The sequence below is a fragment of the Pseudomonas sp. H3_E04 genome, assembly GCF_054668915.1.
Genome location: NZ_CP162797.1, coordinates 4166005 through 4187319, shown reverse-complemented (window position 1 = coordinate 4187319; position 21315 = coordinate 4166005). Strand labels below are relative to the sequence as shown.

Genomic DNA, 21315 nt, shown 5'->3' with positions numbered 1-21315 from the left:
CAGGTTATTTGAGGCTGACCTTGGAATAATCCTGTCGGCCGAACGGGCTGACGGAATAACCCTGAATATCCTTGCGCGTCAAAGCGTAGGCCGTCGGGTGCGCCAGTGGCAGCCACAACGCCTGCTGCTGGATCTGCGCCTGTGCCTGTTCATAAAGCTTGGTCCGTACGCCTTGCTCGCTGGTGGTCTTGCCGGCGCTGATCAGCTTGTCCAGATCGGCGTTGCAGTACCGCGCGAAGTTGGTGCCGGACTTCACTGCTGCGCAGGAAAACTGCGGCGTGAGGAAGTTGTCCGGGTCGCCATTGTCGCCGGCCCAGCCCATGAACAGCAGGTCATGCTCGCCGGCCTTGGCGCGACGAATCAGTTCGCCCCACTCGATCACGCGGATCTCCGCCTGGATGCCGATCTCGGCCAGATCCGATTGCAGCATCTGCGCGCCGAGGCTCGGGTTCGGGTTGAGCAGGCTGCCCGATGGTCGCGTCCAGATCGTGGTCTGGAAACCATCCTTCAAGCCGGCCTTGGCCAGCAGCGCCTTGGCTTTGGCCACGTCGTGCGGATAGCCCGGCAGGTTCTTCGCGTAGCTCCAGGTGTTCGGCGGGTACGGGCCGTTGGCCGCCTCGGCGGTGTCTTCGAACACGGCTTTGATGTAGTTGGCCTTGTCGAACGCAAGGTTGATCGCCTGACGCACTTCCGGCTTGTCCAGTGGCGGGTGCTGGCTGTTGATGCCCACGAAAGCGGTCATGAACGCGTCAGTCTTTTCCACTTTCAGCGTCGGTTCCTTCAGCGCAGCCTGCACGTCCAATGGTTTCGGCGACAGGGCGATCTGGCATTCATTGCGTCGCAGCTTTTGCAGGCGCACGTTGGCGTCCGGGGTGATGGCGAAGATCAGCGGGTCGACGGCAGGCTTGCCATGGAAATAATCCGGGTTGGCCTTGTAGCGAATCGCCGCGTCTTTCTGAAAGCGATTGAACACGAACGGGCCGGTGCCGATCGGCTGGCTGTTGAGTTTGTCGGTGGCGCCAGCCTTCATCAGCTTGTCAGCGTATTCGGCTGAATAGATCGAGGCGAAGCCCATGCTCAGGGTGGCGAGGAAGGTCGAATCCGGATGATCAAGAGTGAAACGCACGGTGAGCGGGTCGAGGGCGTCGATTTTCTTGATCAGGGTCGGCAGTTGCATCGACTGCGCATGGGGGAAGCCGCTTTGGGCGACTTTGTGCCATGGGTTGGCCGGGTCGAGCATGCGGTCGAAGCTGAATTTGACGTCTTCAGCGCTCAGCTCGCGGCTCGGCTTGAAGTAATCGGTTGTATGAAATTTCACCTGCGGGTGCAGTTTGAATACATACGTCAGGCCGTCGGTGCTGACTTCCCAGCTGTCGGCGAGGCTAGGGATGACCTTACCACTGGCGGTATCGAAATCCACCAGACGATTCATCAGCACATCGGCCGAGGCATTAGTGGTGGTCAGCGAGTTGTACTGCACCACGTCGAACCCTTCGGGGCTGGCCTCGGTACACACGCTCAACGCGGCGGCCTGGACGAGGGGGCTCAGCAACAGCGGAGCGAGTAACAGGGGTAGGGCAGCGAGGCGCATGGTCGGTTTCCTTTACAGATCGAAGGCCCATCTGCAAGTGCAGTCTGGAAAAGTCCTACCCTAGAGCTCTGAATTGCAAATGACTATCCCCTTTTTGCATTTTCAGGCGCAGTCTTGCGCGGTTTCGAGCTTGAGCAGCGGGATGAAAAGTCTGAATCGCCTGTAGGGCGGGATTTCTGCGACGAGTGGTCAAAACCAGTCGCGGCCTTTATTCAAGGCGTCCGCAGGCCGAAAAAGCGGCTTTTTATTGATTCATTGCACAGCGATTGTTGTTGCACCCCGGTCTTTCTGGTATAAAGCAGCGCTCTTTTCTAGGGGCCCGGTTCCTTCACTGTAGGTGTAGCCGGTAAGACCTCTAAAGAAACGCGGCGCCTGGCGCCAAATGACTGAGAGATTAAGCGGCCAACCCATGCCGGGTTGGGCATGTGGTTTTAGAGGGCTGAGGCATGTCGAGAGTATGTCAAGTTACCGGTAAGGGTCCGGTGACTGGGAATAACATTTCCCACGCAAACAACAAAACCCGTCGTCGTTTCCTGCCGAACCTGCAGCATCACCGCTTCTGGGTTGAAGAAGAGAAACGTTTTGTGCGTCTGCGCGTATCTGCCAAAGGCATGCGTATCATCGACAAGCGTGGCATCACTGTCGTGCTCGCCGAACTTCGCCGCGATGGCAAGATTTAAGGGAGCTAATCATGCGTGAATTGATTCGTTTGATCTCGAGCGCCGGTACTGGTCACTTCTACACTACCGACAAGAACAAGCGTACTACCCCGGACAAAATCGAGATCAAGAAATATGATCCGGTTGTTCGCAAGCACGTGATGTACAAGGAAGGCAAAATCAAGTAATTGATTTTTCCTGACTGCGAAAAAGGCCCGTATCGAGAGATGCGGGCCTTTTTTGTTTGCCTTGGATTCTGCGGTGACCGGTTGGGCCTTATCGCTGGCAAGCCAGCTCCCACATTGATTGCCGGTCTTCACAGAACCTGTGTCATGCACAAAACCTGTGGGAGCTGACTTGCCAGCGATGAGGGCCGATCAGCCAGCAAGCATCTCAAGCCTTCTGTTCAAAGATCACATAAACCTTGCGGCAAGCCTCAAGCACTTCCCAGGTTCCGCGAAACCCTGCCGGGATCACGAAGCGATCGCCAACGCGCAAGGTCTTGGCATTGCCATCGCTGTCACGTAATACCGAAACCCCCTGCAGAATCTCGCAGTACTCATGCTCGGTGTAATTCACCGTCCACTGACCCACCGCGCCTTCCCAAACACCTACGCCCATTTGCCCACAAGGGCTGTCGTATTGATGAAACACTGCCTGCTCAGGATCGCCCTTGAGCACCTTCGCCGGGTCCGGGCGATAGCGCTCGGCTTCGCTGCTGGCAAGGCTGATGTCGACGACGTTCTGGATGTTCATTGTTGTTTTCTCCGCTAATGACGGCGCGTTGGCTGGAATGGGCCAAAGTCTATGTTTATTAAAATGAACACCGCAAGGCCGTATGGCCAGCTTATGTCAAATATATTGAAACAACCCCGGTCGCTGGTTTAGGGTGGCGGGTGCCTCGGGCCGAAAGTGTAGGCTGGCCGGGCAGAATTCTTGAACAGTGCCGCAGCGCTTGCGGTGCTCGTATTCAATAAGAGGAGGACACCCGAATGACCACCCTGACTCGTGCCGACTGGGAACAACGCGCCCGCGATCTGAAAATCGAAGGCCGCGCCTTCCTGAATGGCGAATACACCGACGCCGTCTCCGGCGAAACCTTCGAATGCATCAGCCCGGTCGATGGCCGCCTGCTCGGCAAGATCGCCAGTTGTGACGCCGCCGATGCTGACCGTGCTGTAGAAAACGCCCGCGCTACTTTCAATTCCGGCGTCTGGTCGCGCCTGGCGCCGACCAAACGCAAAGCCACCATGATCCGTTTCGCCAGTCTGCTGAAACAGCACGCCGAAGAACTGGCGCTGCTGGAAACACTCGATATGGGCAAGCCGATCAGCGATTCGCTGTATATCGATGTGCCGGGTGCGGCGCAGGCGTTGAGCTGGAGCGGCGAAGCGATCGATAAGATCTACGATGAAGTCGCCGCGACCCCACATGATCAATTGGGGTTGGTGACCCGTGAGCCAGTAGGCGTGGTCGGCGCTATCGTGCCGTGGAACTTCCCGCTGATGATGGCCTGCTGGAAGCTCGGCCCGGCGCTGTCGACCGGTAACTCGGTGATCCTCAAGCCGTCGGAAAAATCGCCGCTGACCGCCATCCGCATCGCTGCTCTCGCCGTTGAAGCCGGGATCCCCAAAGGCGTGCTCAACGTGCTGCCGGGCTATGGCCACACCGTCGGCAAGGCGCTGGGTCTGCACAATGATGTCGACACACTGGTGTTCACCGGTTCGACCAAGATCGCCAAGCAGTTGATGGTCTACGCCGGCGAATCGAACATGAAGCGTGTCTGGCTGGAAGCCGGTGGCAAGAGCCCGAACATCGTCTTCGCTGATGCGCCGGACCTGCAGGCCGCTGCCGAATCCGCCGCCAGCGCCATCGCCTTCAACCAGGGCGAAGTGTGCACCGCCGGTTCGCGTCTGCTGGTCGAGCGTTCGATCAAGGAAAAATTCCTGCCGATGGTGATTGAGGCGCTGAAATCCTGGAAACCGGGCAATCCGCTGGACCCGGCGACCAACGTTGGCGCGCTGGTCGATACCCAGCAGATGAACACCGTGCTGTCGTACATCGAATCCGGCCATAGCGATGGCGCCAAACTGGTCGCCGGCGGCAAGCGCATCCTCCAGGAGACCGGTGGTACTTACGTCGAGCCAACCATTTTCGATGGTGTGAGCAATGCGATGAAGATTGCCCAGGAAGAGATTTTCGGCCCGGTGTTGTCGGTGATCGCTTTCGACAGCGCCGAAGAAGCCATCCAGATTGCCAACGACACGCCATACGGTCTGGCCGCAGCGGTGTGGACCCAGGACATCTCCAAGGCACACCTGACCGCCAAAGCCTTGCGCGCCGGTAGCGTGTGGGTCAACCAGTACGACGGCGGCGATATGACCGCGCCGTTCGGTGGCTTCAAACAGTCGGGCAACGGTCGCGACAAGTCGCTGCACGCCTTCGACAAGTACACCGAGCTGAAGGCGACGTGGATCAAGCTGTAAGGCGCTGACGGGAGCCCGCTCACTCCGGGCTTCCTGACCAAACAGAGATCCCCTGTGGGAGCGAGCCTGCTCGCGAAGGCGGTATATCAGTCAGCAGAACAGCTGAATGTGAAACCGTATTCGCGAGCAGGCTCGCTCCCACAGTGATTTTGTGGTGCACATAAAATATCCACAGGAGCGTGGAACATGCGGTGGGCGACGTATTTCGCCGTGTTGGCGTCTGTCTTGAGTGTCGGCCTGGCCCTGGGGGTCAGCATGCCGCTGGTGTCGTTGCGTTTGGAGGGCTGGGGTTACGGCTCGTTCGCCATCGGTGTGATGGCGGCCATGCCGGCAATCGGCGTGCTGCTGGGGGCGAAGATTTCCAGCCACCTCGCCGCGTATTTCGGCACGGCGAACCTGATGCGACTGTGCCTGTGGGCCGGGGCACTGTCGATCGGCCTGCTGGCGCTGCTGCCAAGTTATCCGATCTGGCTACTGCTGCGGCTGCTGATCGGCGTGATCCTGACCATCGTGTTCATCCTCGGCGAGAGCTGGATCAATCAGCTGGTGGTCGAACAGTGGCGTGGGCGACTGGTGGCGCTGTATGGCAGCAGCTATGCGTTGAGCCAACTGTCTGGTCCATTGCTGCTGGGGGCGCTCGGTACCGAGCATGATTACGGTTTCTGGGTCGGGGTCGGTCTGCTGACGCTCTCGCCCTTTTTGCTTTCAGGGCGCAGCGGTGCGCCGAGCAGTGAAGCCAACAGCGTGACGTTCGGCGATCTATGGGTCTTTGCCCGAGAGCTGCCGGCGATTGCCTGGGCGGTGTCATTGTTCGCCGCGTTCGAAGCGATGATCCTGACGCTGCTGCCGGTGTACTGTCTGCAACAAGGGTTCACCGCCGAAATTGCGCTGGCCATGGTCAGCACGGTGGTGGTCGGCGATGCGCTGCTGCAATTGCCGATCGGCGCATTGGCCGATTATCTGTCGCGGCGCACGCTGTTCGCCGGGTGCGCGGTGGTGTTGATGCTGTCGAGTCTGGCCATTCCAATGTTGCTCGACACGCTGCTGATCTGGCCATTGTGGGTGCTGTTCGGCGCCAGTGCCGGCGGCTTGTTTACCCTGTCGCTGATCCTGATTGGCGAGCGTTATCGTGACGATGCGCTGGTCCGCGCCAATGCACATATCGCCCAGTTGTGGGGTGTCGGTTGTCTGGTCGGGCCTTTGGCGGCAGGGGCGGGCAGTCAGTGGATCAACGGACATGCGCTGCCGCTGCTGATGGCGGCGGGGGCTTTTGGCCTGGTGCTTTTGTTGTTGCGCCAAGGGGCCTTTGGCACAACGGCAGAAGCAGCCTGAGCGCATCCCTGTGGGAGCGAGCCTGCTCGCGAAAGCGGTGCACCAGTCAGCTCATTTGCTGGAAGTGAAACCGTTATCGCGAGCAGGCTCGCTCCCACAAGGCATGACCAACAGACGGACTTACAACATCCGCTCGAGGCCGACGCTGGTGCTGAACCACGAGTTGAAGCGCCGCCACCAGCTCCCCGGTTCTTTGGTCAGGGTATGCATCTGGCCGTTGTCCTCGGTGACCCAGACGACCTTGCCGTCCTCGAGTTTCGCCTGATAACTCAGAGTCGGCGCCATGCCTTGCAGCGCCAGTGCGCGCACGTGCTCGGCCAGTTCCGGGCTGTCGACCAGCACGCCGACTTCGGTGTTCCACAGCACCGAGCGCGGGTCGAAGTTGAACGAGCCGATAAACGATTTGCGCCGATCAAAGATCATCGCCTTGCTGTGCAGGCTCGAATCCGAACCGCGAAACGACTTGCTATAGAACACCCGCGGCCCGCTGCCATAGTTATCCCCAGGCTGGCGGCGCAGTTCATAGAGTTTCACCCCGTGTTCAAGCAACGCCTTGCGATAGGGCGCGTAACCACCATGCACCGCCGGCACGTCAGTGGCCTCCAGTGAATTGGTCAGCAGGCTTACAGAGACCCCGGCGTCGGCGCGCCCGGTCAGGTAAACCAGCCCCGGCTGGCCGGGCACGAAGTACGCGGAAATCATGATCAGCTCTTTGCTGACGCCGGTCAGTTCCGGCGCCAGTTGCGTGGTCAGCAGCAGATGCGGATCGGGTTCGCCCTTGGACAGCACCTTGCTCGGCGCATCCCACAACGCCTGGTTCCAGGCCCAGATCAGCTCCTTTCGCCAGATGTCCATGCGCGGGTCGGTGGTGAATTTCATCAACTGTTGATACAGCGCGTGGTTCTGCTTGCGGGTTTCTTCCAGCGATTCTTCCAGGCGCGTGCGCGTGTTTTGCAGGTCGGCGGCGGTCGGTTGGCTGGAGAGGAATTCGTCGATCGGCTTGCTCAGCGCACTGTTCCAGTACTGGTCGAAACTGTGTCCGAGCTGCTCGGCGACCGGGCCGATGCTGAGCATGTCGATGTCGGTGAAATTCAGGTTGGGTTCGGCGTCGAAATACTCATCGCCCAGATTGCGCCCGCCGACGATCGCCGCGCTGTTGTCCGCCAGCCACAGTTTGTTGTGCATTCGTCGGTGCTGCACGGACAGATTGAACAGTCGCCCAGCCGCGCGTGTTACGCCGGTGCTGCGCCCCAGGTGCAACGGATTGAACAAACGAATCTGGATCTGCGGATGTGCCGCCAGCGTCGCGATGATCTGGTCGAGGCCGTCGCTGGTGGTGTCGTCGAGCAGGATGCGCACGCGCACGCCACGGTCGGCCGCCTTGAGCACTTCCTCCACCAGCATCCGCGTGCTGATGCCGTCATGGACAATGTAGTACTGCAAGTCGAGGCTGACCTGGGCGTGACGAATCAGCTCGGCGCGGGCGGTAAACGCCTCGCCACTGTCCGAGAGCAGACGAAACCCCGACTGCCCTTTATAGGGCGCGGCCTGAGCCTGAATCGAACGGCCGAAACTGGAGTCCGACGCTGGCAATGCCTGGCTTGGTTCGCGCGGCACATCGAGGCTGGCGCAGCCGCTGAGGAACGAGGCGAGTATCAGTAAAGCGAGTAGGGGCTGTCTGAAGCTCACGTAGGATCGTTCCGGTTGGCGGCTGAGGTCGGCAATTTGGACGCCGGGCGCGCAAAAAAGGTCAGTCGGTCTCAGCGAGTAGTTTGATTGCCGCAGCGCCGACCTTGCGCACCGCTTCTTCGATCTGCGCTGTTGGTTTGGCAGCGTAGTTCATCCGCAGACAATTGCGGTACTTGCCCGAAGCGGAAAAGATGCTGCCGACAGCAATCTGTACGCCCTGATCGTGCAGCGCGCGATTGAGCTTCAGCGTGTCGAAACCTTCCGGCAGCTCCACCCAGAGCATGAAGCTGCCCTGCGGGCGACTGGCGCGGGTGCCGGCCGGGAAATAGCGCGTCACCCAGTCGATCATCGCGTCACGATTGCGTTGGTACTGCATGCGCATACGCCGCAAGTGCGGCTCGAAATGGCCGGCCTTGATGAATTCGGCGATGGCGATCTGCGGTTGCGGCGCGGTGGATCCGGTGCTGATGTATTTCATGTGCAGCACCCGCTCGAGATATCGGCCCGGCGCCACCCAGCCGATGCGCAGCCCTGGCGCCAGGGTCTTGGAGAACGAGCTGCAGAGCAACACGCGGCCGTCTTCATCGAAGGATTTGATCGTGCGCGGGCGCGGGTAGGTATAGGCCAGTTCGCCGTACACATCGTCTTCGATGATCGCCACATCGAAACGCTGGGCCAGGGTCAGCAGAGCACGTTTGCGCGACTCGGGCATCACGTAGCCGAGCGGGTTGTTGCAGTTGGGGGTGAGCTGAATGGCTTTGATCGGCCACTGTTCCAGCGCCAGTTCAAGAGCGTCGAGGCTGATCCCGGTGAGCGGGTCGGTGGGGATTTCCAGGGCTTTCATGCCCAGGCCTTTGAGGGTCTGCATGGCGCCGTGGAAGCTCGGCGAGTCCACCGCGACGATGTCGCCCGGCTCGCAGATCGCATGAATACTGGTGGACAGCGCTTCGTGGCAGCCAGTGGTGATGACCAGCTCGCTGGCGCTCAACTGGCAGCCGGAATCGAGCATCAGTCGTGCGATCTGTTCGCGCAGTTCGAGGTTGCCGTGGATGTTGTCGTAATACAGACCGGGCATGTCCTGTCGGCGACTGATACGCGCCAGCCCGCGCAGCAGCGGTTTCATGGTCGGCGAGCCGACATCGGGCATGCCACGGCCCAATTGCACGACATCCTTGCGTGGCACCGCGCGAATGAGTTCCAGCACCTGATCCCATTGCGAAATCTCGACTGGCCGCTGCGCCGGGCGGCCTATTGCGGGCAGCTCCGGCAATTCGCGGCCGACTGGCACAAAGTAGCCAGACTTGGGTTTCGGCGTGGCCAGACCGCTGTCTTCGAGCACGCGATAGGCCTGCTGCACCGTGCTCAGACTGACTCCGTGTTCAACGCTCAAGGCACGTACGGACGGCAAGCGATCACCGGGCCGATAGAAACCTTGTTCGATGCGGGTGCCGAGCAATTCGGCGAGGTTTACATACAGGGTCATGGTGGCCTCGGTGCACATTGGTAAAAACCAGTACAGATGCGGCAAAAATCAATCATTCAGTCGGCGAATCGGCAAATCTGTATGGAGTTAATACAGGTTCTTTGAGTCTGTAATGGTTTTGCTCGCCCGCGCATCATGGAATCTCTGGCTACCCAAGTAAACAGGAGCAACGAAAATGAACGGCTTGAGCGATGTGCGGCTGACGTTACACAGTCAGGAACTGGCGGCAGGGCAGAAGGACAACGCGCGCAATCTGCTGCGCAATGCGCCGTCCGGCCTCAGTCACTGGGGTCTGTTCTGGCATCGTCTGCACACGCGCAAGGCTTTGCTCGGACTGACACCGGAGCAGCTCAGGGATGTCGGGCTGACGCGAGAGCAGGCAAGGGAGGAGGGGTTGAAGCCGTTCTGGCGGATATGAGATCTGTATTGTTCTTGCGGGCCTCATCGCGAGCAGGCTCGCTCCCACAGTGACTGCGTTCTGCCTGAATAAACGCGGTTACTGTGGGAGCGAGCCTGCTCGCAAAAGCGGATCAAGGGCCGCCGAAATACCCTCAGACCAACTCTTTCAGCCGGTGCCACAACATCCCCAACGCCAATAACGGCGAGCGCAAGTGCTTGCCGCCGGGGAAGGTGATGTGCGGCACCTTGGCGAACAGATCAAACCCGCCGCCATGCTGCCCGCTGATCGCCTCGGCCAACAGCTTGCCGGCCAGGTGGGTGGCATTCACTCCATGCCCGGAATACGCCTGGGCGTAATACACGTTCGGCTGGTCGGCTAGTCGGCCGACCTGCGGCAAGCGGTTGGCACCGATGCCGATCATCCCACCCCACTGATAATCGATCTTCACCCCGGCCAGTTGCGGGAACACTTCAAGCATCTTCGGCTGCATATAAGCGCGGATGTCTTTCGGATCGCGTCCCGAGTAATGACACGCTCCGCCAAACAACAGACGTCGATCCGCCGAGAGTCGGTAGTAATCCAGCGCTACCCGCTGATCACAGACCGCCATGTTCTGCGGCAGCAGGTTGTGCGCCTGCTCTTCGCTGAGCGGTTCGGTGGCGATGATGTAGCTGCCGGCGGGCAGGACCTTGCCGCTCAGTTGCGGGTTCAAGTCATTGAGATAGGCATTGCAACCCAGCACCAGCGTCTTCGCCCGCACCGAGCCTTGCGCGGTGTGCACTTTCACTTCGGGGCCGTAATCGATGCGCGTCACCGCCGAATGCTCATACAACTGAGCGCCCATCTGCTGCGCCGCTACTGCTTCACCCAGCGCCAGATTCAACGGGTGCAGATGCCCGGAACCCATGTCGATCAAACCACCGACGTAGCGCTTGGAACCGACCACCGTGTGCATTTCACTGGCTTGCAACAGACGGGTTTCGTAGCGGTAACCGAGGCTGCGCAATTCTTCGGCATCTTCGGCAAAACCGTCGAGATCGGAAGGCTTGTTGGCGAGGTCGCAGTAACCCCAGGTCAGGTCGCAGGCAATGCCGAAACGCTGGACGCGCCGACGGACGATCTCCACCGCTTCCAGGCCCATGAGTTTCATCTCGCGCACGCCTTCGGCGCCGATGACGTTGGCGAACTGATCAAGGCCGTGACCGACACCGCGAATCAGTTGCCCGCCGTTGCGACCGCTGGCGCCCCAGCCGATCCTGTGCGCTTCCAGCAACACCACGCTGAAACCGCGTTCGGCGAGTTCCAGCGCGGTATTCAGCCCGGAAAATCCACCACCGACCACGCAGACATCCGCCACCACCTCGCCTTGCAGCACGGGATGGTCCGGCTGCGGCAAGCTGCTGGCGGCGTAATAAGAGGCAACGTGGGGTTGGCTCGCGGTGGTCGGGGCGCGGGCGGTCATGGGCATCATCCAACGGCTGAGTGTCGAGAAAATTTGACGGAGCATAAGCCGCGCGCCCAAACGTGGGCAACATCGGTCGGCCTGCGGTGTCTGGATCCGGGCTTTTGCGGCACAATCATCAGCCCGCCACTTTGGTCACCGTTTCGATGAGCTGCAACAGTCAGAAAATCCGCACCCTGCGTCAGCAGATTCCCACGTTCGACTGCGTGCCGGGCTGCCACGACTGCTGCGGACCGGTGACCACTTCGCCCGAGGAAATGGCCCGGCTACCGCGCAAGACCCGCGCCGAACAGGATGCCGCGCTGGAACAACTCAACTGTGTGCACCTGGGGCCAAATGGCTGCACGGTGTATGAAGAGCGGCCGCTGATCTGTCGACTGTTTGGTACCACCAAGACCTTGCCATGCCCGAACGAGCGGCGGCCGGTGGAGTTGATTCATCCACGGGTGGAGAAGCAGATATTCGAGTACATGGCGGCGAATCGGCAGGTGTTGGTTTAGCTGTTGCGTTCACTTCAGACCGAGTCGACTTCTTCGCGAGCAGGCTCGCTCCCACAGGAGATTGCATATCAAATGTGGGAGCGAGCCTGCTCGCGAAGGGGACGCCGCCGATTTCAGTCCGGAATCGGCAGGCACAGGCTCTCTTTCACTTCTTCCATGACGATGTAGCTCTTCGATTCACGTACATGTGGCAGCTTCAACAGAATGTCGCCCAGCAGTTTGCGATACGAGGCCATCTCGGAAATCCGCGCCTTCACCAGATAGTCGAAATCTCCTGACACCAGATGACACTCCAGCACATGCGGCAGCTTCAGTACCGCGCGTCTGAATTCTTCGAATGTGTCGCCGGATTTGTAGTCGAGGCTGATCTCGACGAACACCAGCAGGCTACCCTTCAAATGCTGCGGATTGAGCCGGGCGTTGTAGCCCATGATGATCCCCTCGCGCTCCAGGCGCCGCACGCGCTCGGTGCAGGGCGTGGTCGAGAGTCCGACCTTTTCCCCGAGTTCGGTGAAGGAAATCCGCCCGTCCGCCTGCAGGATGCGCAGGATATTGCGGTCGATCTTATCCAGCTCACGTTTGGTCTGAGTGTTGGTACGCATAGGGGATGCGCCTCCGTGAAAAGGGTTTTTGCCGAGAATTGTCGCCAAATATAGGCGCTTATATAGTGAAAAGCACTGGCATTTCTTTTTTACACTGCGCCCATCATTGCTCTAACAAACAGTTCGGCGAAAAGCCGCGATGAGGGATTGAAAATGCGCGTCATGGTCTTGGGTAGCGGCGTCATCGGTACCGCCAGTGCTTACTATCTGGCCCGTGCCGGGTTTGAAGTGGTGGTGGTCGATCGGCAGCCTGCTGCGGCCATGGAGACCAGTTTCGCCAACGCCGGCCAGGTCTCGCCGGGTTACGCCTCGCCGTGGGCCGCGCCGGGCGTGCCGCTCAAGGCCATCAAGTGGTTGCTGCAACGCCACGCGCCATTGGCGATCAAGGCCACCGCTGATATCGACCAATACCTGTGGATGGCGCAAATGCTGCGCAACTGCACCGCCAGCCGTTACGCAGTGAACAAGGAGCGCATGGTGCGTCTGTCCGAGTACAGCCGTGACTGCCTCGATGAATTGCGCGCCGAAACCGGTATCGCCTACGAAGGCCGGAGCCTCGGCACCACGCAGTTGTTCCGCACTCAGGCGCAACTGGATAACGCCGCCAAAGACATCGCCGTGCTGAAAGAATCCGGCGTGCCGTTTGAAGTCCTCGACCGCGCCGGCATCGCCCGCGTCGAGCCGGCGCTGGCAGGCGTGACCGACATTCTCGCTGGCGCGCTGCGTCTGCCCAACGACCAGACCGGCGACTGCCAGATCTTCACCACCCGTCTCGCTGAAATGGCGCGCAAGCTCGGTGTGGAATTCCGTTTCGGCCAGGACATCCAGAAACTCGACTACGCCGGTGATCGCATCAACGGTGTGTGGATTGACGGCAAGCTGGAAACCGCTGATCGCTACGTACTGGCGCTCGGCAGCTACTCGCCGCAACTGCTCAAGCCGCTGGGCATCAAGGCTCCGGTGTATCCGCTCAAGGGCTACTCGCTGACCGTGCCGATCACCGATCCTGCCATGGCGCCGACGTCGACCATTCTCGACGAGACCTACAAGGTCGCGATCACCCGCTTCGACAACCGCATCCGCGTTGGCGGCATGGCCGAGATCGCCGGTTTTGACCTGTCGCTGAATCCGCGTCGGCGCGAAACCCTGGAGATGATCGTCAACGACCTTTATCCTCAGGGCGGCAATCTGGCCGAAGCGAGCTTCTGGACCGGCCTGCGCCCGACCACGCCGGACGGTACGCCGATCGTTGGCGCCACGCCGTTCAAGAATCTGTTCCTCAACACCGGTCACGGTACGCTCGGCTGGACCATGGCCTGCGGTTCCGGCCGTTTGCTCGCCGACCTGATGGCGAAGAAAAAGCCGCAGATCAGCGCCGAAGGCCTCGATATTTCCCGTTACGGCAACCAGACCCAGGAGTCCGCAAAACATGTCAATCCAGCGCCAGCTCACCAATGAGCGCATGAGTCAGATCGTCAGCCACAACGGCACCGTGTATCTGGCCGGGCAGGTCGGCGACGACTTCGACGCCGGAATTGAACAGCAGACCCGCGATGTGCTCGCCAATATCGAACGTCTGCTCGATCTGGCCGGGACGGACAAACAGCATCTGTTGTCGGCGACGATCTATCTCAACGACATCGAAGCGCACTTCGCTGGGATGAACGCGGTGTGGGACCAGTGGCTGCCCAAAGGCGCCGCGCCGGCCCGCGCCACCGTCGAAGCGAAGATGGCCAAGCCGAGCATTCTGGTGGAGATCTCCATCGTCGCCGCGCTGCCATAACGTTTCCAAGATCCCTCTCCCGGTGCTGTTGGCGGTTCACGTCGTCAGTCAGCGCCGGTTTTTCTTCCCATGACCGCCCAGAAGTTGCCGCCATGCGTCCTGCCCGTGCCCTGATCGACCTTCAAGCCCTGCGTCACAACTACCGAATTGCCCGCGAAGTCACCGGCGCCAAGGCGCTCGCCGTGATCAAGGCGGACGCCTACGGCCATGGCGCGGTACGTTGCGCCCAAGCGCTGGAAGCCGAAGCGGATGGTTTTGCCGTGGCCTGCATCGAGGAAGCACTCGAGCTGCGCGCTGCCGGGGTCCGTGCGCCGGTATTGCTGCTGGAGGGCTTCTTCGAAGCCGACGAGCTGGGATTGATCGTCGAACATGATTTCTGGTGCGTGGTGCATTCGCTGTGGCAGCTCGAAGCGATCGAGCAGGCAGTCCTGAGCAAACCGATCACGGTGTGGCTCAAGCTCGATTCCGGCATGCACCGCGTCGGCCTGCATCCGAAAGATTATCCAGCGGCCTATCAACGTCTGCTGGCCAGCGGCAAAGTCGCGAAAATCGTGTTGATGAGCCACTTCGCCCGCGCTGATGAACTGCACGCGCAAAGCAGTGCCGAGCAGGTCGCGGTGTTCGAGGCGGCGCGTCAGGGGCTGGCGGCTGAAGTCAGCTTGCGTAATTCGCCAGCCGTGCTCGGTTGGCCAGAAATCCACAGCGACTGGGTACGCCCGGGCATCATGCTCTACGGCGCGACCCCGTTCGAAGAAGCCAACGCCGTTGCCGAACGCCTGCAACCGGTGATGACCCTCGAGTCGAAAGTCATCAGCGTGCGTGAATTGCCGGCCGGCGAACCGATCGGCTATGGCGCCAGATTCATCACCGACAAGCCGATGCGCATTGGCGTGGTCGCCATGGGCTACGCCGATGGCTACCCGCGCCAGGCGCCGACCGGCACGCCGGTGCTGGTGGCCGGCCAACGCAGCCGCCTGCTGGGGCGCGTGTCGATGGACATGCTCTGCATCGACCTGACCGACGTAGCGGAAGCGGGACTCGGTTCTGTCGTCGAGTTGTGGGGCAAGAACATCCTCGCCAGTGACGTGGCGAAGTGGGCCGATACCATCCCGTATCAGATCTTCTGCAACCTGAAACGTGTGCCAAGGCTCTATTCCGAGGGTTGACGCCGCTGCAGGGGCCAAGTGTTGTAAATACTGAACGCTGTCGCCATGATAACGCTCAATATTCTTACAACATCAGGAGGCTCCCGCCTTGGACGTCGGTGAACGACTGCAATCGATCCGCAAGCTCAAAGGGCTTTCCCAGCGTGAACTCGCCAAACGCGCGGGCGTCACCAACAGCACCATTTCGATGATCGAAAAGAACAGCGTCAGCCCTTCGATCAGTTCGCTGAGAAAGGTGCTCGGCGGCATCCCCATGTCGATGGTCGAGTTCTTTTCCGAAGAGATCCTGCAGGACCAACCGACCCAGATTGTCTACAAGGCCAACGAGCTGATCGACATCTCCGACGGCGCCGTGACCATGAAACTGGTCGGCCGCGCTCACCCCAGCCGCGCCATCGCCTTCCTCAACGAAATCTACCCGCCGGGCGCCGACACCGGCGAAGAAATGCTCACCCACGAGGGCGAGGAAACCGGGATTCTGGTGGAAGGCCGCCTCGAACTGGTGGTGGGTCTGGAAACTTTTATCCTCGAAGCCGGCGACAGCTACTATTTTGAAAGTACCAAGCCGCATCGTTTCCGTAACCCGTTCGACGTGCCGGCGCGACTAATCAGCGCAGCCACGCCGGCGAATTTTTAAGCAGAAGGCGCCAGGCCAATATGGCAAAGGCCCCCGAACCGTTTTACCGATGGGCAACAAGACCCCTCTAACCATGGGGTTGTTTCAGTACAGCGGCCTACCCGCTATACTTGCGCCCGCCTGCGAACCGTGGCCGCAGGCGTGAATAGCCACCATTGAGGGTGAACGCGTGAACCTAATTATGAAAATGCTGGCTGCACCAGCAACCGTACTGGCCCTCTGGGCTGTCAGCGCTCAAGCTGCGACGAATGACGACATCGCCAAACGCCTCGAGCCCGTCGGCCAGGTGTGTGTTCAAGGGCAGGAATGCAAGGGTATGGAAGTGGCCGCGACGGCTGGCGGCGGTGGCGGAGCAAAAGCCCCTAAAGACGTGATCGCCAAACACTGCAACGCTTGCCACGGCACGGGCCTGCTCGGCGCGCCGAAGATCGGCGACAAGGCAGCCTGGAAGGAGCGCGCCGATCATCAGGGTGGTCTGGACGGCATCCTCGCCAAGGCCATCACCGGCATCAACGCCATGCCGCCAAAAGGCACCTGCGCCGATTGCTCCGATGAAGAGCTCAAGGGCGCGATCAAAGAGATGTCCGGTCTGTAATCAGCGGCGCCTTTGAAAAAAACCGTCTTCGGACGGTTTTTTTGTGCCTGTGGTTTCTGGTTTCCCGATTCATTCAGGCCCTGGTCCCTCCGAACCAAACGCTGTCCTTTGCAGCAAACTCAAGGCAATCTCGGTCTACCCCTATCAACGGAACGGGCGGGAGGCTTCAGATGGTGCAGTTGTGTTCGATCGAACAGGCGGTGGACGATGTGCTGGCGCGTTTGCCTGCGCACATCCACATGGGCCTGCCGCTGGGGTTGGGCAAGCCGAATCACTTCGTCAACGCGCTGTACCGGCGCATCAAGCAGATGCCCGAGCGGCAGCTGACGATCTATACCGCGCTGTGCCTCGGTCGGCCGAATCTGGGCGATGGCTTGCAGAGGCGCTTTATCGAGCCCTTCGTCGAGCGCGTGTTTGGTGATTATCCGGAATTTGATTTTCTCGCCGATCTCCAGCATGACAGCCTGCCCGCCAACATCCGCATCCAACAGTTCTTCATGCAGCCGGGCAGTCTGCTCAACAGCGCGCCGGCGCAGCAGGATTACGTCAGCAGCAATTACAGCCATGCCGCCCGCGACATCAATGCAGCGGGTCTGAACCTGGTGGCGCAACTGCTGGCCAGCAGCAGCGAACATCCCGATCGTCTGAGCCTGAGTTGCAACCCGGACATCACCCTCGACCTGTTGCCGATGATCGCCAAGCGCCGCGAGGCGGGGGAGACCGTTGTGCTGGTCGGCCAGGTGCATACGGATCTGCCGTACATGCCCGGCGATGCGGAAGTCGACATCGATACCTTTGACCTGCTGATCGACGAGAAGGACAGCAGCACGCTGTTTTCCACGCCGAACATGCCGGTAGGCTTTCAGGATCATTTCATTGGTTTGCACGCCAGTGCGCTGGTGCGCGATGGCGGCACGTTGCAGATTGGCATCGGTTCGATGGGTGATGCCCTGACCGCTGCGTTGCTTGCCCGTCAGGCCGATAACGCCGGTTATCAGGCGTTGCTCGATGACATCAACCTCAGCCAATGGGCGCAATTGATCCAGCGCGAGGGCGGGACCACGCCATTTGCCAAAGGCCTCTACGGTTGCAGCGAGATGTTCGTCAACGGGCTGCTGGTTTTGGCGGATGCCGGGATCATCCGGCGCAAAGTCTATCCGGATGTGCCGACCCAGGAGCAGGCCAACGCCGGCACCCTCGACGAAGCCGCGCAGCCCGACGGTATTTCGGTGCACGGCGGTTTCTTCCTTGGCCCGCGCAGTTTCTATGAACGGCTGCGTGAGTTGCCGCAAAGCAGGCTGCTTGATTTCAACATGACCCGCATCAGCTACATCAACGAGCTGTACGGCCAGGAAGAACTCAAGCGCTTGCAGCGCATCGATGCGCGCTTCATCAACACCGTGTTTACCATGACTCTGCTCGGCGCCGGCGTGGCTGATCAATTGGCAGACGGACGTGTGCTCAGCGGTGTCGGTGGCCAATACAACTTTGTTGCTCAGGGCCACGCGCTGGAGGGCGCACGATCGATGTTGATCCTGCGCAGCTGGCGCGAGTCCGGCGGTGAGGTCAGCTCCAATATCGTCTGGGATTACGGTCACTGCACGATCCCGCGGCATCTGCGTGACATCGTCGTCACCGAGTACGGCATCGCTGATCTGCGCGGTAAATCCGACGCGGCGGTGATCGAAGCGCTGCTCAATATCAGCGATTCGCGGTTCCAGCCGGGGCTGATCGAGCAGGCGCAAAAGGTTGGCAAACTGCCGAAGGATTTTCGTCTCGATCCACGTTTCGCCGACAACACACCGCAACGCTTGCAGGCGATCGCTGCGCGGCATCCGAACCTGTTTCCGGAGTATCCGCTGGGTTGTGATTTCACCGCGATCGAACGGGATTTGCTGCGGGCGCTGAACTGGCTGAAGAGCAAGTTCAAGCTGACCGAGATTCTGGAATTGGGCAAGGCAGCGCTGGATGCACCCGAGGCATCGGCGTTCCCGGAACATCTTGAGCGGATGCAACTGACGAATCCGGAAGGCCTCAAAGAGGATCTGTTCCAGCGTTTGCTGCTCACCGGCCTGAAAGCCACCGCGCAGTAACTGCCGCCACAAAATCGAATGTGGGAGCGGGCTTGCTCGCGAAAGCGGTGTGTCAGTCACTCAACAGGGTGACTGACACAATGCATTCGCGAGCAGGCTCGCTCCAGGAGTAACTCGGTGCCGCTGGTTACTCGATGAAGGTGACGACGCCATCCTTCAGCGATTGCACGCGAGCCAGCGATTCAACGCGGTAGCCCTGCGAGTCCAGTTCGGCGCGGCCGCCCTGGAACGACTTCTCGATGACGATGCCCAGACCGGCAACGGTGGCGCCGGCCTGTTTGATGATCGAGATCAGCGCTTGCGAGGCCTTACCGTTGGCCAGGAAGTCGTCGATGATCAGCACGCGGTCGCTGCTGGTCAGGTGGCGCGGGGAGATGGCCACCGTGCTTTCGGTCTTCTTGGTGAACGAGTAGACGGTCGCCGAAAGCAGGTTTTCAGTCAGGGTCAGCGACTGCTGCTTGCGGGCGAAGATCACCGGCACGCCGAGGTTCAGACCGGTCATGATTGCCGGAGCGATGCCTGAAGCCTCGATGGTGACGATCTTGGTGATCCCCGAATCCTTGAACAGTGCGGCGAATTCGTCACCGATCAGCTTCATCAGGGCCGGGTCGATCTGGTGGTTCAGGAAAGCGTCGACTTTCAGGACCTGATCGGAAAGCACGATGCCTTCTTCGCGGATTTTTTTGTGCAGTGCTTCCACAACAGCTTCCTCTGTTGGCGCGATGGGCGCCGAAGGTAGATTAAAAAGTAGTCGATTCTAGCGCTTTAACATCGCGCGTATATCGGCCAATGCGCTATTGCCACGCACGGCTTTGACTTCAGTCGGGGTGTCGTCGTTGCCTTCCCACGCCAGATCGTCCGGCGGCAGTTCATCCAGGAAGCGGCTCGGCGCGCAGTCGATGATTTCACCGTACTGCTTGCGCTTGGCTGCGAAGGTGAAGGCCAGGGTCTGGCGGGCGCGGGTGATGCCCACGTAGGCCAGGCGACGTTCTTCTTCGATGGTGTCGGCTTCGATGCTGGAGCGGTGCGGGAGGATTTCCTCTTCCATGCCCATGATGAACACGTAGGGGAATTCCAGCCCTTTGGAGGCGTGCAGCGTCATCATTTGCACGCCTTCGGCACCGTCCTCTTCTTCCTGCTGGCGCTCGAGCATGTCACGCAGCACCAGTTTGCCGATGGCGTCTTCGACGGTCATTTCGCCGTCTTCGTCTTTCTCGAGGGTGTTTTTCAACGCCTCGATCAGGAACCAGACGTTGCCCATACGGTAGTCGGCAGCCTTGTCGCTGGAGCTGTTGGTACGCAGCCAGTTCTCGTAGTCGATGTCCATGACCATGCTGCGCAGCGCCGAGATCGGATCTTCGCCGGCGCACTGCTCGCGGACCTTGTCCATGAAGCGCTTGAAGCGTGCCAGCCGATCGGTGAAACGGCTGTCGAGATGTTCGCCGAGGCCGATTTCATCAGTGGCGGCGTACATCGAGATCTTGCGCTCGGTGGCGTAGTTGCCGAGTTTTTCCAGCGTGGTCGAGCCGATTTCGCGGCGTGGCACGTTGATCACGCGCAGGAAGGCGTTGTCGTCATCCGGGTTTACGATCAGGCGGAAGTAGGCCATCAGGTCCTTCACTTCCTGGCGACCGAAGAAGCTGTTGCCGCCGCTCAGGCGATACGGCACCTGGTGGTGCTGCAGCTTCAATTCGATCAGCTTGGCCTGGTAGTTACCGCGATAAAGAATGGCGAAATCGCTGTACGGGCGGTCGGTGCGCAAATGCAGGCTGAGGATTTCCATGGCCACGCGTTCGGCTTCGGCGTCCTCGTTACGGCAGCGGATCACGCGGATCTCGTCGCCGTGGCCCATCTCGCTCCACAGCTGTTTTTCAAATTCGTGCGGGTTGTTCGAGATCAGCACGTTGGCGCAACGCAGGATGCGGCTGGTGGAGCGGTAGTTCTGCTCGAGCATCACCACTTTCAGGGACGGGTAGTCGTCCTTGAGCAGCATCAGGTTTTCCGGGCGCGCGCCACGCCAGGCATAGATCGACTGGTCATCGTCGCCCACCACGGTGAACTGGTTGCGCTTGCCGATGAGCATCTTCACCAACAGATACTGACTGGCGTTGGTGTCCTGGTATTCGTCGACGAGCAGGTAACGGACCTTGTTCTGCCACTTTTCGAGAATGTCGGCGTGTTCTTCGAAGAGCTTTACCGGCAGCAGGATCAGGTCATCGAAGTCCACCGCGTTGAACGCCTTGAGCGTGCGCTGGTAGTGGGTGTAGACGATCGCGGCGGTCTGTTCCTTGGGATTGCGCGCGTTTTCCAGGGCCTGGGCCGGCAGGATCAGGTCGTTTTTCCAGGCGCCGATCATGTTCTTGATCTCGTCGACGCCGTCGTCGCCTGCGTATTCCTTCTGCATGATGTCGGTCATCAGGGCTTTGACGTCGGTCTCGTCGAAGATCGAGAAACCGGGTTTGTAGCCCAGTCGCGCATGTTCCTTGCGGATGATGTTCAGGCCCAGGTTGTGGAAGGTGCAGACCGTCAGGCCGCGCCCTTCGCCGGCACGCAACAGGGTGCCGACCCGCTCTTTCATCTCGCGCGCGGCCTTGTTGGTAAAGGTCATGGCGACGATGTACTGGGCGCGGATGCCGCAGTTCTGGATCAGGTGCGCGATCTTGCGCGTGATCACGCTGGTCTTGCCGGAGCCAGCACCGGCGAGCACCAATAGAGGGCCGCCGACATAGTTCACGGCTTCTTGCTGCCGGGGATTGAGTCGGGACATACGAAAATTCGGGAGTCGTTGACGAAATGGGCCGGCATTTTAACAGGCTCAGCGATTTCTGCTGCTCTGT

20 protein-coding genes are annotated in these 21315 nt (G+C 60.2%); 12 read left to right on the top strand and 8 right to left on the bottom strand.

Features of this window, described 5'->3' with window-relative positions; genetic code table 11:
• Window positions 1-4 precede the first annotated feature (4 nt).
• Window positions 5-1591, bottom strand: coding sequence for an ABC transporter substrate-binding protein (locus AB4N53_RS19000; RefSeq protein WP_460122303.1), 1587 nt, complete (start codon window positions 1589-1591; stop codon window positions 5-7).
• 446 nt (window positions 1592-2037) lie between these two features.
• Between AB4N53_RS19000 and rpmB the strand changes: the two genes are divergently transcribed.
• Both rpmB and rpmG read left to right on the top strand, forming a co-directional pair.
• The gene (gene rpmB / locus AB4N53_RS18995) at window positions 2038-2271 is read left to right on the top strand and encodes a 50S ribosomal protein L28 (RefSeq protein ID WP_007920377.1); all 234 of its coding nucleotides are present in this window, start codon (window positions 2038-2040) and stop codon (window positions 2269-2271) included.
• Window positions 2272-2282: 11 nt separating this feature from the next.
• The gene (gene rpmG / locus AB4N53_RS18990) at window positions 2283-2438 is read left to right on the top strand and encodes a 50S ribosomal protein L33 (protein ID WP_016772554.1); all 156 of its coding nucleotides are present in this window, start codon (window positions 2283-2285) and stop codon (window positions 2436-2438) included.
• A 205-nt stretch (window positions 2439-2643) separates the two neighbouring features.
• On the opposite strand, the gene AB4N53_RS18985 is transcribed toward rpmG, so the two are convergent.
• Window positions 2644-3006, bottom strand: a complete 363-nt coding sequence (locus tag AB4N53_RS18985; RefSeq protein WP_016772555.1) for a cupin domain-containing protein — start codon at window positions 3004-3006, stop codon at window positions 2644-2646.
• A gap of 236 nt (window positions 3007-3242) precedes the next feature.
• On the opposite strand from AB4N53_RS18985, the gene AB4N53_RS18980 reads away from it, so the two are divergent.
• On the top strand, window positions 3243-4736 hold the full coding sequence (locus AB4N53_RS18980) for an aldehyde dehydrogenase (RefSeq protein WP_460122301.1): 1494 nt from the start codon (window positions 3243-3245) through the stop codon (window positions 4734-4736).
• A 186-nt stretch (window positions 4737-4922) separates the two neighbouring features.
• Window positions 4923-6068, top strand: coding sequence for an MFS transporter (locus AB4N53_RS18975; RefSeq protein WP_460122299.1), 1146 nt, complete (start codon window positions 4923-4925; stop codon window positions 6066-6068).
• A 120-nt stretch (window positions 6069-6188) separates the two neighbouring features.
• Here the strand turns inward: AB4N53_RS18975 and AB4N53_RS18970 are convergent, their stop codons facing one another.
• The gene (locus tag AB4N53_RS18970) at window positions 6189-7757 is read right to left on the bottom strand and encodes a phospholipase D-like domain-containing protein (protein ID WP_460122297.1); all 1569 of its coding nucleotides are present in this window, start codon (window positions 7755-7757) and stop codon (window positions 6189-6191) included.
• Between the two features lie 61 nt (window positions 7758-7818).
• Window positions 7819-9240, bottom strand: a complete 1422-nt coding sequence (locus tag AB4N53_RS18965) for an aminotransferase-like domain-containing protein (protein WP_039757378.1) — start codon at window positions 9238-9240, stop codon at window positions 7819-7821.
• 175 nt (window positions 9241-9415) lie between these two features.
• Here AB4N53_RS18965 and AB4N53_RS18960 point away from each other — a divergent pair, with 175 nt between their 5' ends.
• On the top strand, window positions 9416-9658 hold the full coding sequence (locus tag AB4N53_RS18960) for a DUF1127 domain-containing protein (RefSeq protein ID WP_460122295.1): 243 nt from the start codon (window positions 9416-9418) through the stop codon (window positions 9656-9658).
• A 133-nt stretch (window positions 9659-9791) separates the two neighbouring features.
• Here the strand turns inward: AB4N53_RS18960 and AB4N53_RS18955 are convergent, their stop codons facing one another.
• Window positions 9792-11102: an NAD(P)/FAD-dependent oxidoreductase gene (locus AB4N53_RS18955; protein ID WP_460122293.1), complete on the bottom strand. Its 1311-nt coding sequence runs from the start codon at window positions 11100-11102 to the stop codon at window positions 9792-9794.
• Window positions 11103-11248: 146 nt separating this feature from the next.
• Between AB4N53_RS18955 and AB4N53_RS18950 the strand changes: the two genes are divergently transcribed.
• Window positions 11249-11602 carry a YkgJ family cysteine cluster protein gene (locus tag AB4N53_RS18950; RefSeq protein ID WP_460122291.1) on the top strand — a complete coding sequence of 118 codons (354 nt, stop codon included), beginning with the start codon at window positions 11249-11251 and terminating at the stop codon, window positions 11600-11602.
• 113 nt (window positions 11603-11715) lie between these two features.
• On the opposite strand, the gene AB4N53_RS18945 is transcribed toward AB4N53_RS18950, so the two are convergent.
• Window positions 11716-12204 carry an Lrp/AsnC ligand binding domain-containing protein gene (locus AB4N53_RS18945; RefSeq protein ID WP_010465173.1) on the bottom strand — a complete coding sequence of 163 codons (489 nt, stop codon included), beginning with the start codon at window positions 12202-12204 and terminating at the stop codon, window positions 11716-11718.
• Window positions 12205-12357: 153 nt separating this feature from the next.
• Between AB4N53_RS18945 and dadA the strand changes: the two genes are divergently transcribed.
• The 6 genes from dadA to AB4N53_RS18915 all read left to right on the top strand — a co-directional run bounded on the left by dadA (window position 12358) and on the right by AB4N53_RS18915 (window position 18478).
• Window positions 12358-13662, top strand: a complete 1305-nt coding sequence (dadA, locus tag AB4N53_RS18940) for a D-amino acid dehydrogenase (RefSeq protein ID WP_039757381.1) — start codon at window positions 12358-12360, stop codon at window positions 13660-13662.
• Complete coding sequence (locus AB4N53_RS18935) at window positions 13634-13987, top strand: RidA family protein (protein WP_016772564.1); 354 nt, start codon at window positions 13634-13636, stop codon at window positions 13985-13987. The genes dadA and AB4N53_RS18935 overlap by 29 nt, the downstream gene beginning before the upstream one ends.
• Window positions 13988-14079: 92 nt before the next feature.
• Window positions 14080-15153 (top strand): alanine racemase, encoded by a 1074-nt coding sequence (gene alr / locus AB4N53_RS18930; RefSeq protein ID WP_460122288.1) that lies wholly within the window; start codon window positions 14080-14082, stop codon window positions 15151-15153.
• Between the two features lie 88 nt (window positions 15154-15241).
• Complete coding sequence (locus AB4N53_RS18925; protein WP_016772566.1) at window positions 15242-15790, top strand: cupin domain-containing protein; 549 nt, start codon at window positions 15242-15244, stop codon at window positions 15788-15790.
• 181 nt (window positions 15791-15971) lie between these two features.
• Window positions 15972-16385 carry a c-type cytochrome gene (locus AB4N53_RS18920; protein WP_039757383.1) on the top strand — a complete coding sequence of 138 codons (414 nt, stop codon included), beginning with the start codon at window positions 15972-15974 and terminating at the stop codon, window positions 16383-16385.
• Between the two features lie 170 nt (window positions 16386-16555).
• A complete protein-coding gene (locus AB4N53_RS18915) occupies window positions 16556-18478 on the top strand; it encodes an acetyl-CoA hydrolase/transferase C-terminal domain-containing protein (protein ID WP_460122286.1) in 1923 nt (640 codons plus the stop codon).
• 127 nt (window positions 18479-18605) lie between these two features.
• Here the strand turns inward: AB4N53_RS18915 and AB4N53_RS18910 are convergent, their stop codons facing one another.
• On the bottom strand, window positions 18606-19178 hold the full coding sequence (locus AB4N53_RS18910; RefSeq protein WP_016772573.1) for a xanthine phosphoribosyltransferase: 573 nt from the start codon (window positions 19176-19178) through the stop codon (window positions 18606-18608).
• A gap of 57 nt (window positions 19179-19235) precedes the next feature.
• A complete protein-coding gene (gene rep, locus AB4N53_RS18905) occupies window positions 19236-21245 on the bottom strand; it encodes a DNA helicase Rep (RefSeq protein WP_016772574.1) in 2010 nt (669 codons plus the stop codon).
• Window positions 21246-21315 lie beyond the last annotated feature (70 nt).

What these genes read in the sequence shown, in the direction of transcription:
- AB4N53_RS18965 (WP_039757378.1), bottom strand. Translation starts at nt 9,240, where the DNA reads ATGACCCTGTATGTAAACCTCGCCGAATTGCTCGGCACCCGCATCGAA.
- rpmB (WP_007920377.1), top strand. Translation starts at nt 2,038, where the DNA reads ATGTCGAGAGTATGTCAAGTTACCGGTAAGGGTCCGGTGACTGGGAAT.
- AB4N53_RS18980 (WP_460122301.1), top strand. Translation starts at nt 3,243, where the DNA reads ATGACCACCCTGACTCGTGCCGACTGGGAACAACGCGCCCGCGATCTG.
- AB4N53_RS18985 (WP_016772555.1), bottom strand. Translation starts at nt 3,006, where the DNA reads ATGAACATCCAGAACGTCGTCGACATCAGCCTTGCCAGCAGCGAAGCC.
- AB4N53_RS19000 (WP_460122303.1), bottom strand. Translation starts at nt 1,591, where the DNA reads ATGCGCCTCGCTGCCCTACCCCTGTTACTCGCTCCGCTGTTGCTGAGC.
- rpmG (WP_016772554.1), top strand. Translation starts at nt 2,283, where the DNA reads ATGCGTGAATTGATTCGTTTGATCTCGAGCGCCGGTACTGGTCACTTC.
- AB4N53_RS18945 (WP_010465173.1), bottom strand. Translation starts at nt 12,204, where the DNA reads ATGCGTACCAACACTCAGACCAAACGTGAGCTGGATAAGATCGACCGC.
- AB4N53_RS18920 (WP_039757383.1), top strand. Translation starts at nt 15,972, where the DNA reads ATGAAAATGCTGGCTGCACCAGCAACCGTACTGGCCCTCTGGGCTGTC.
- AB4N53_RS18960 (WP_460122295.1), top strand. Translation starts at nt 9,416, where the DNA reads ATGAACGGCTTGAGCGATGTGCGGCTGACGTTACACAGTCAGGAACTG.
- AB4N53_RS18915 (WP_460122286.1), top strand. Translation starts at nt 16,556, where the DNA reads ATGGTGCAGTTGTGTTCGATCGAACAGGCGGTGGACGATGTGCTGGCG.
- rep (WP_016772574.1), bottom strand. Translation starts at nt 21,245, where the DNA reads ATGTCCCGACTCAATCCCCGGCAGCAAGAAGCCGTGAACTATGTCGGC.
- dadA (WP_039757381.1), top strand. Translation starts at nt 12,358, where the DNA reads ATGCGCGTCATGGTCTTGGGTAGCGGCGTCATCGGTACCGCCAGTGCT.
- alr (WP_460122288.1), top strand. Translation starts at nt 14,080, where the DNA reads ATGCGTCCTGCCCGTGCCCTGATCGACCTTCAAGCCCTGCGTCACAAC.
- AB4N53_RS18935 (WP_016772564.1), top strand. Translation starts at nt 13,634, where the DNA reads ATGTCAATCCAGCGCCAGCTCACCAATGAGCGCATGAGTCAGATCGTC.
- AB4N53_RS18950 (WP_460122291.1), top strand. Translation starts at nt 11,249, where the DNA reads ATGAGCTGCAACAGTCAGAAAATCCGCACCCTGCGTCAGCAGATTCCC.
- AB4N53_RS18975 (WP_460122299.1), top strand. Translation starts at nt 4,923, where the DNA reads ATGCGGTGGGCGACGTATTTCGCCGTGTTGGCGTCTGTCTTGAGTGTC.
- AB4N53_RS18955 (WP_460122293.1), bottom strand. Translation starts at nt 11,102, where the DNA reads ATGACCGCCCGCGCCCCGACCACCGCGAGCCAACCCCACGTTGCCTCT.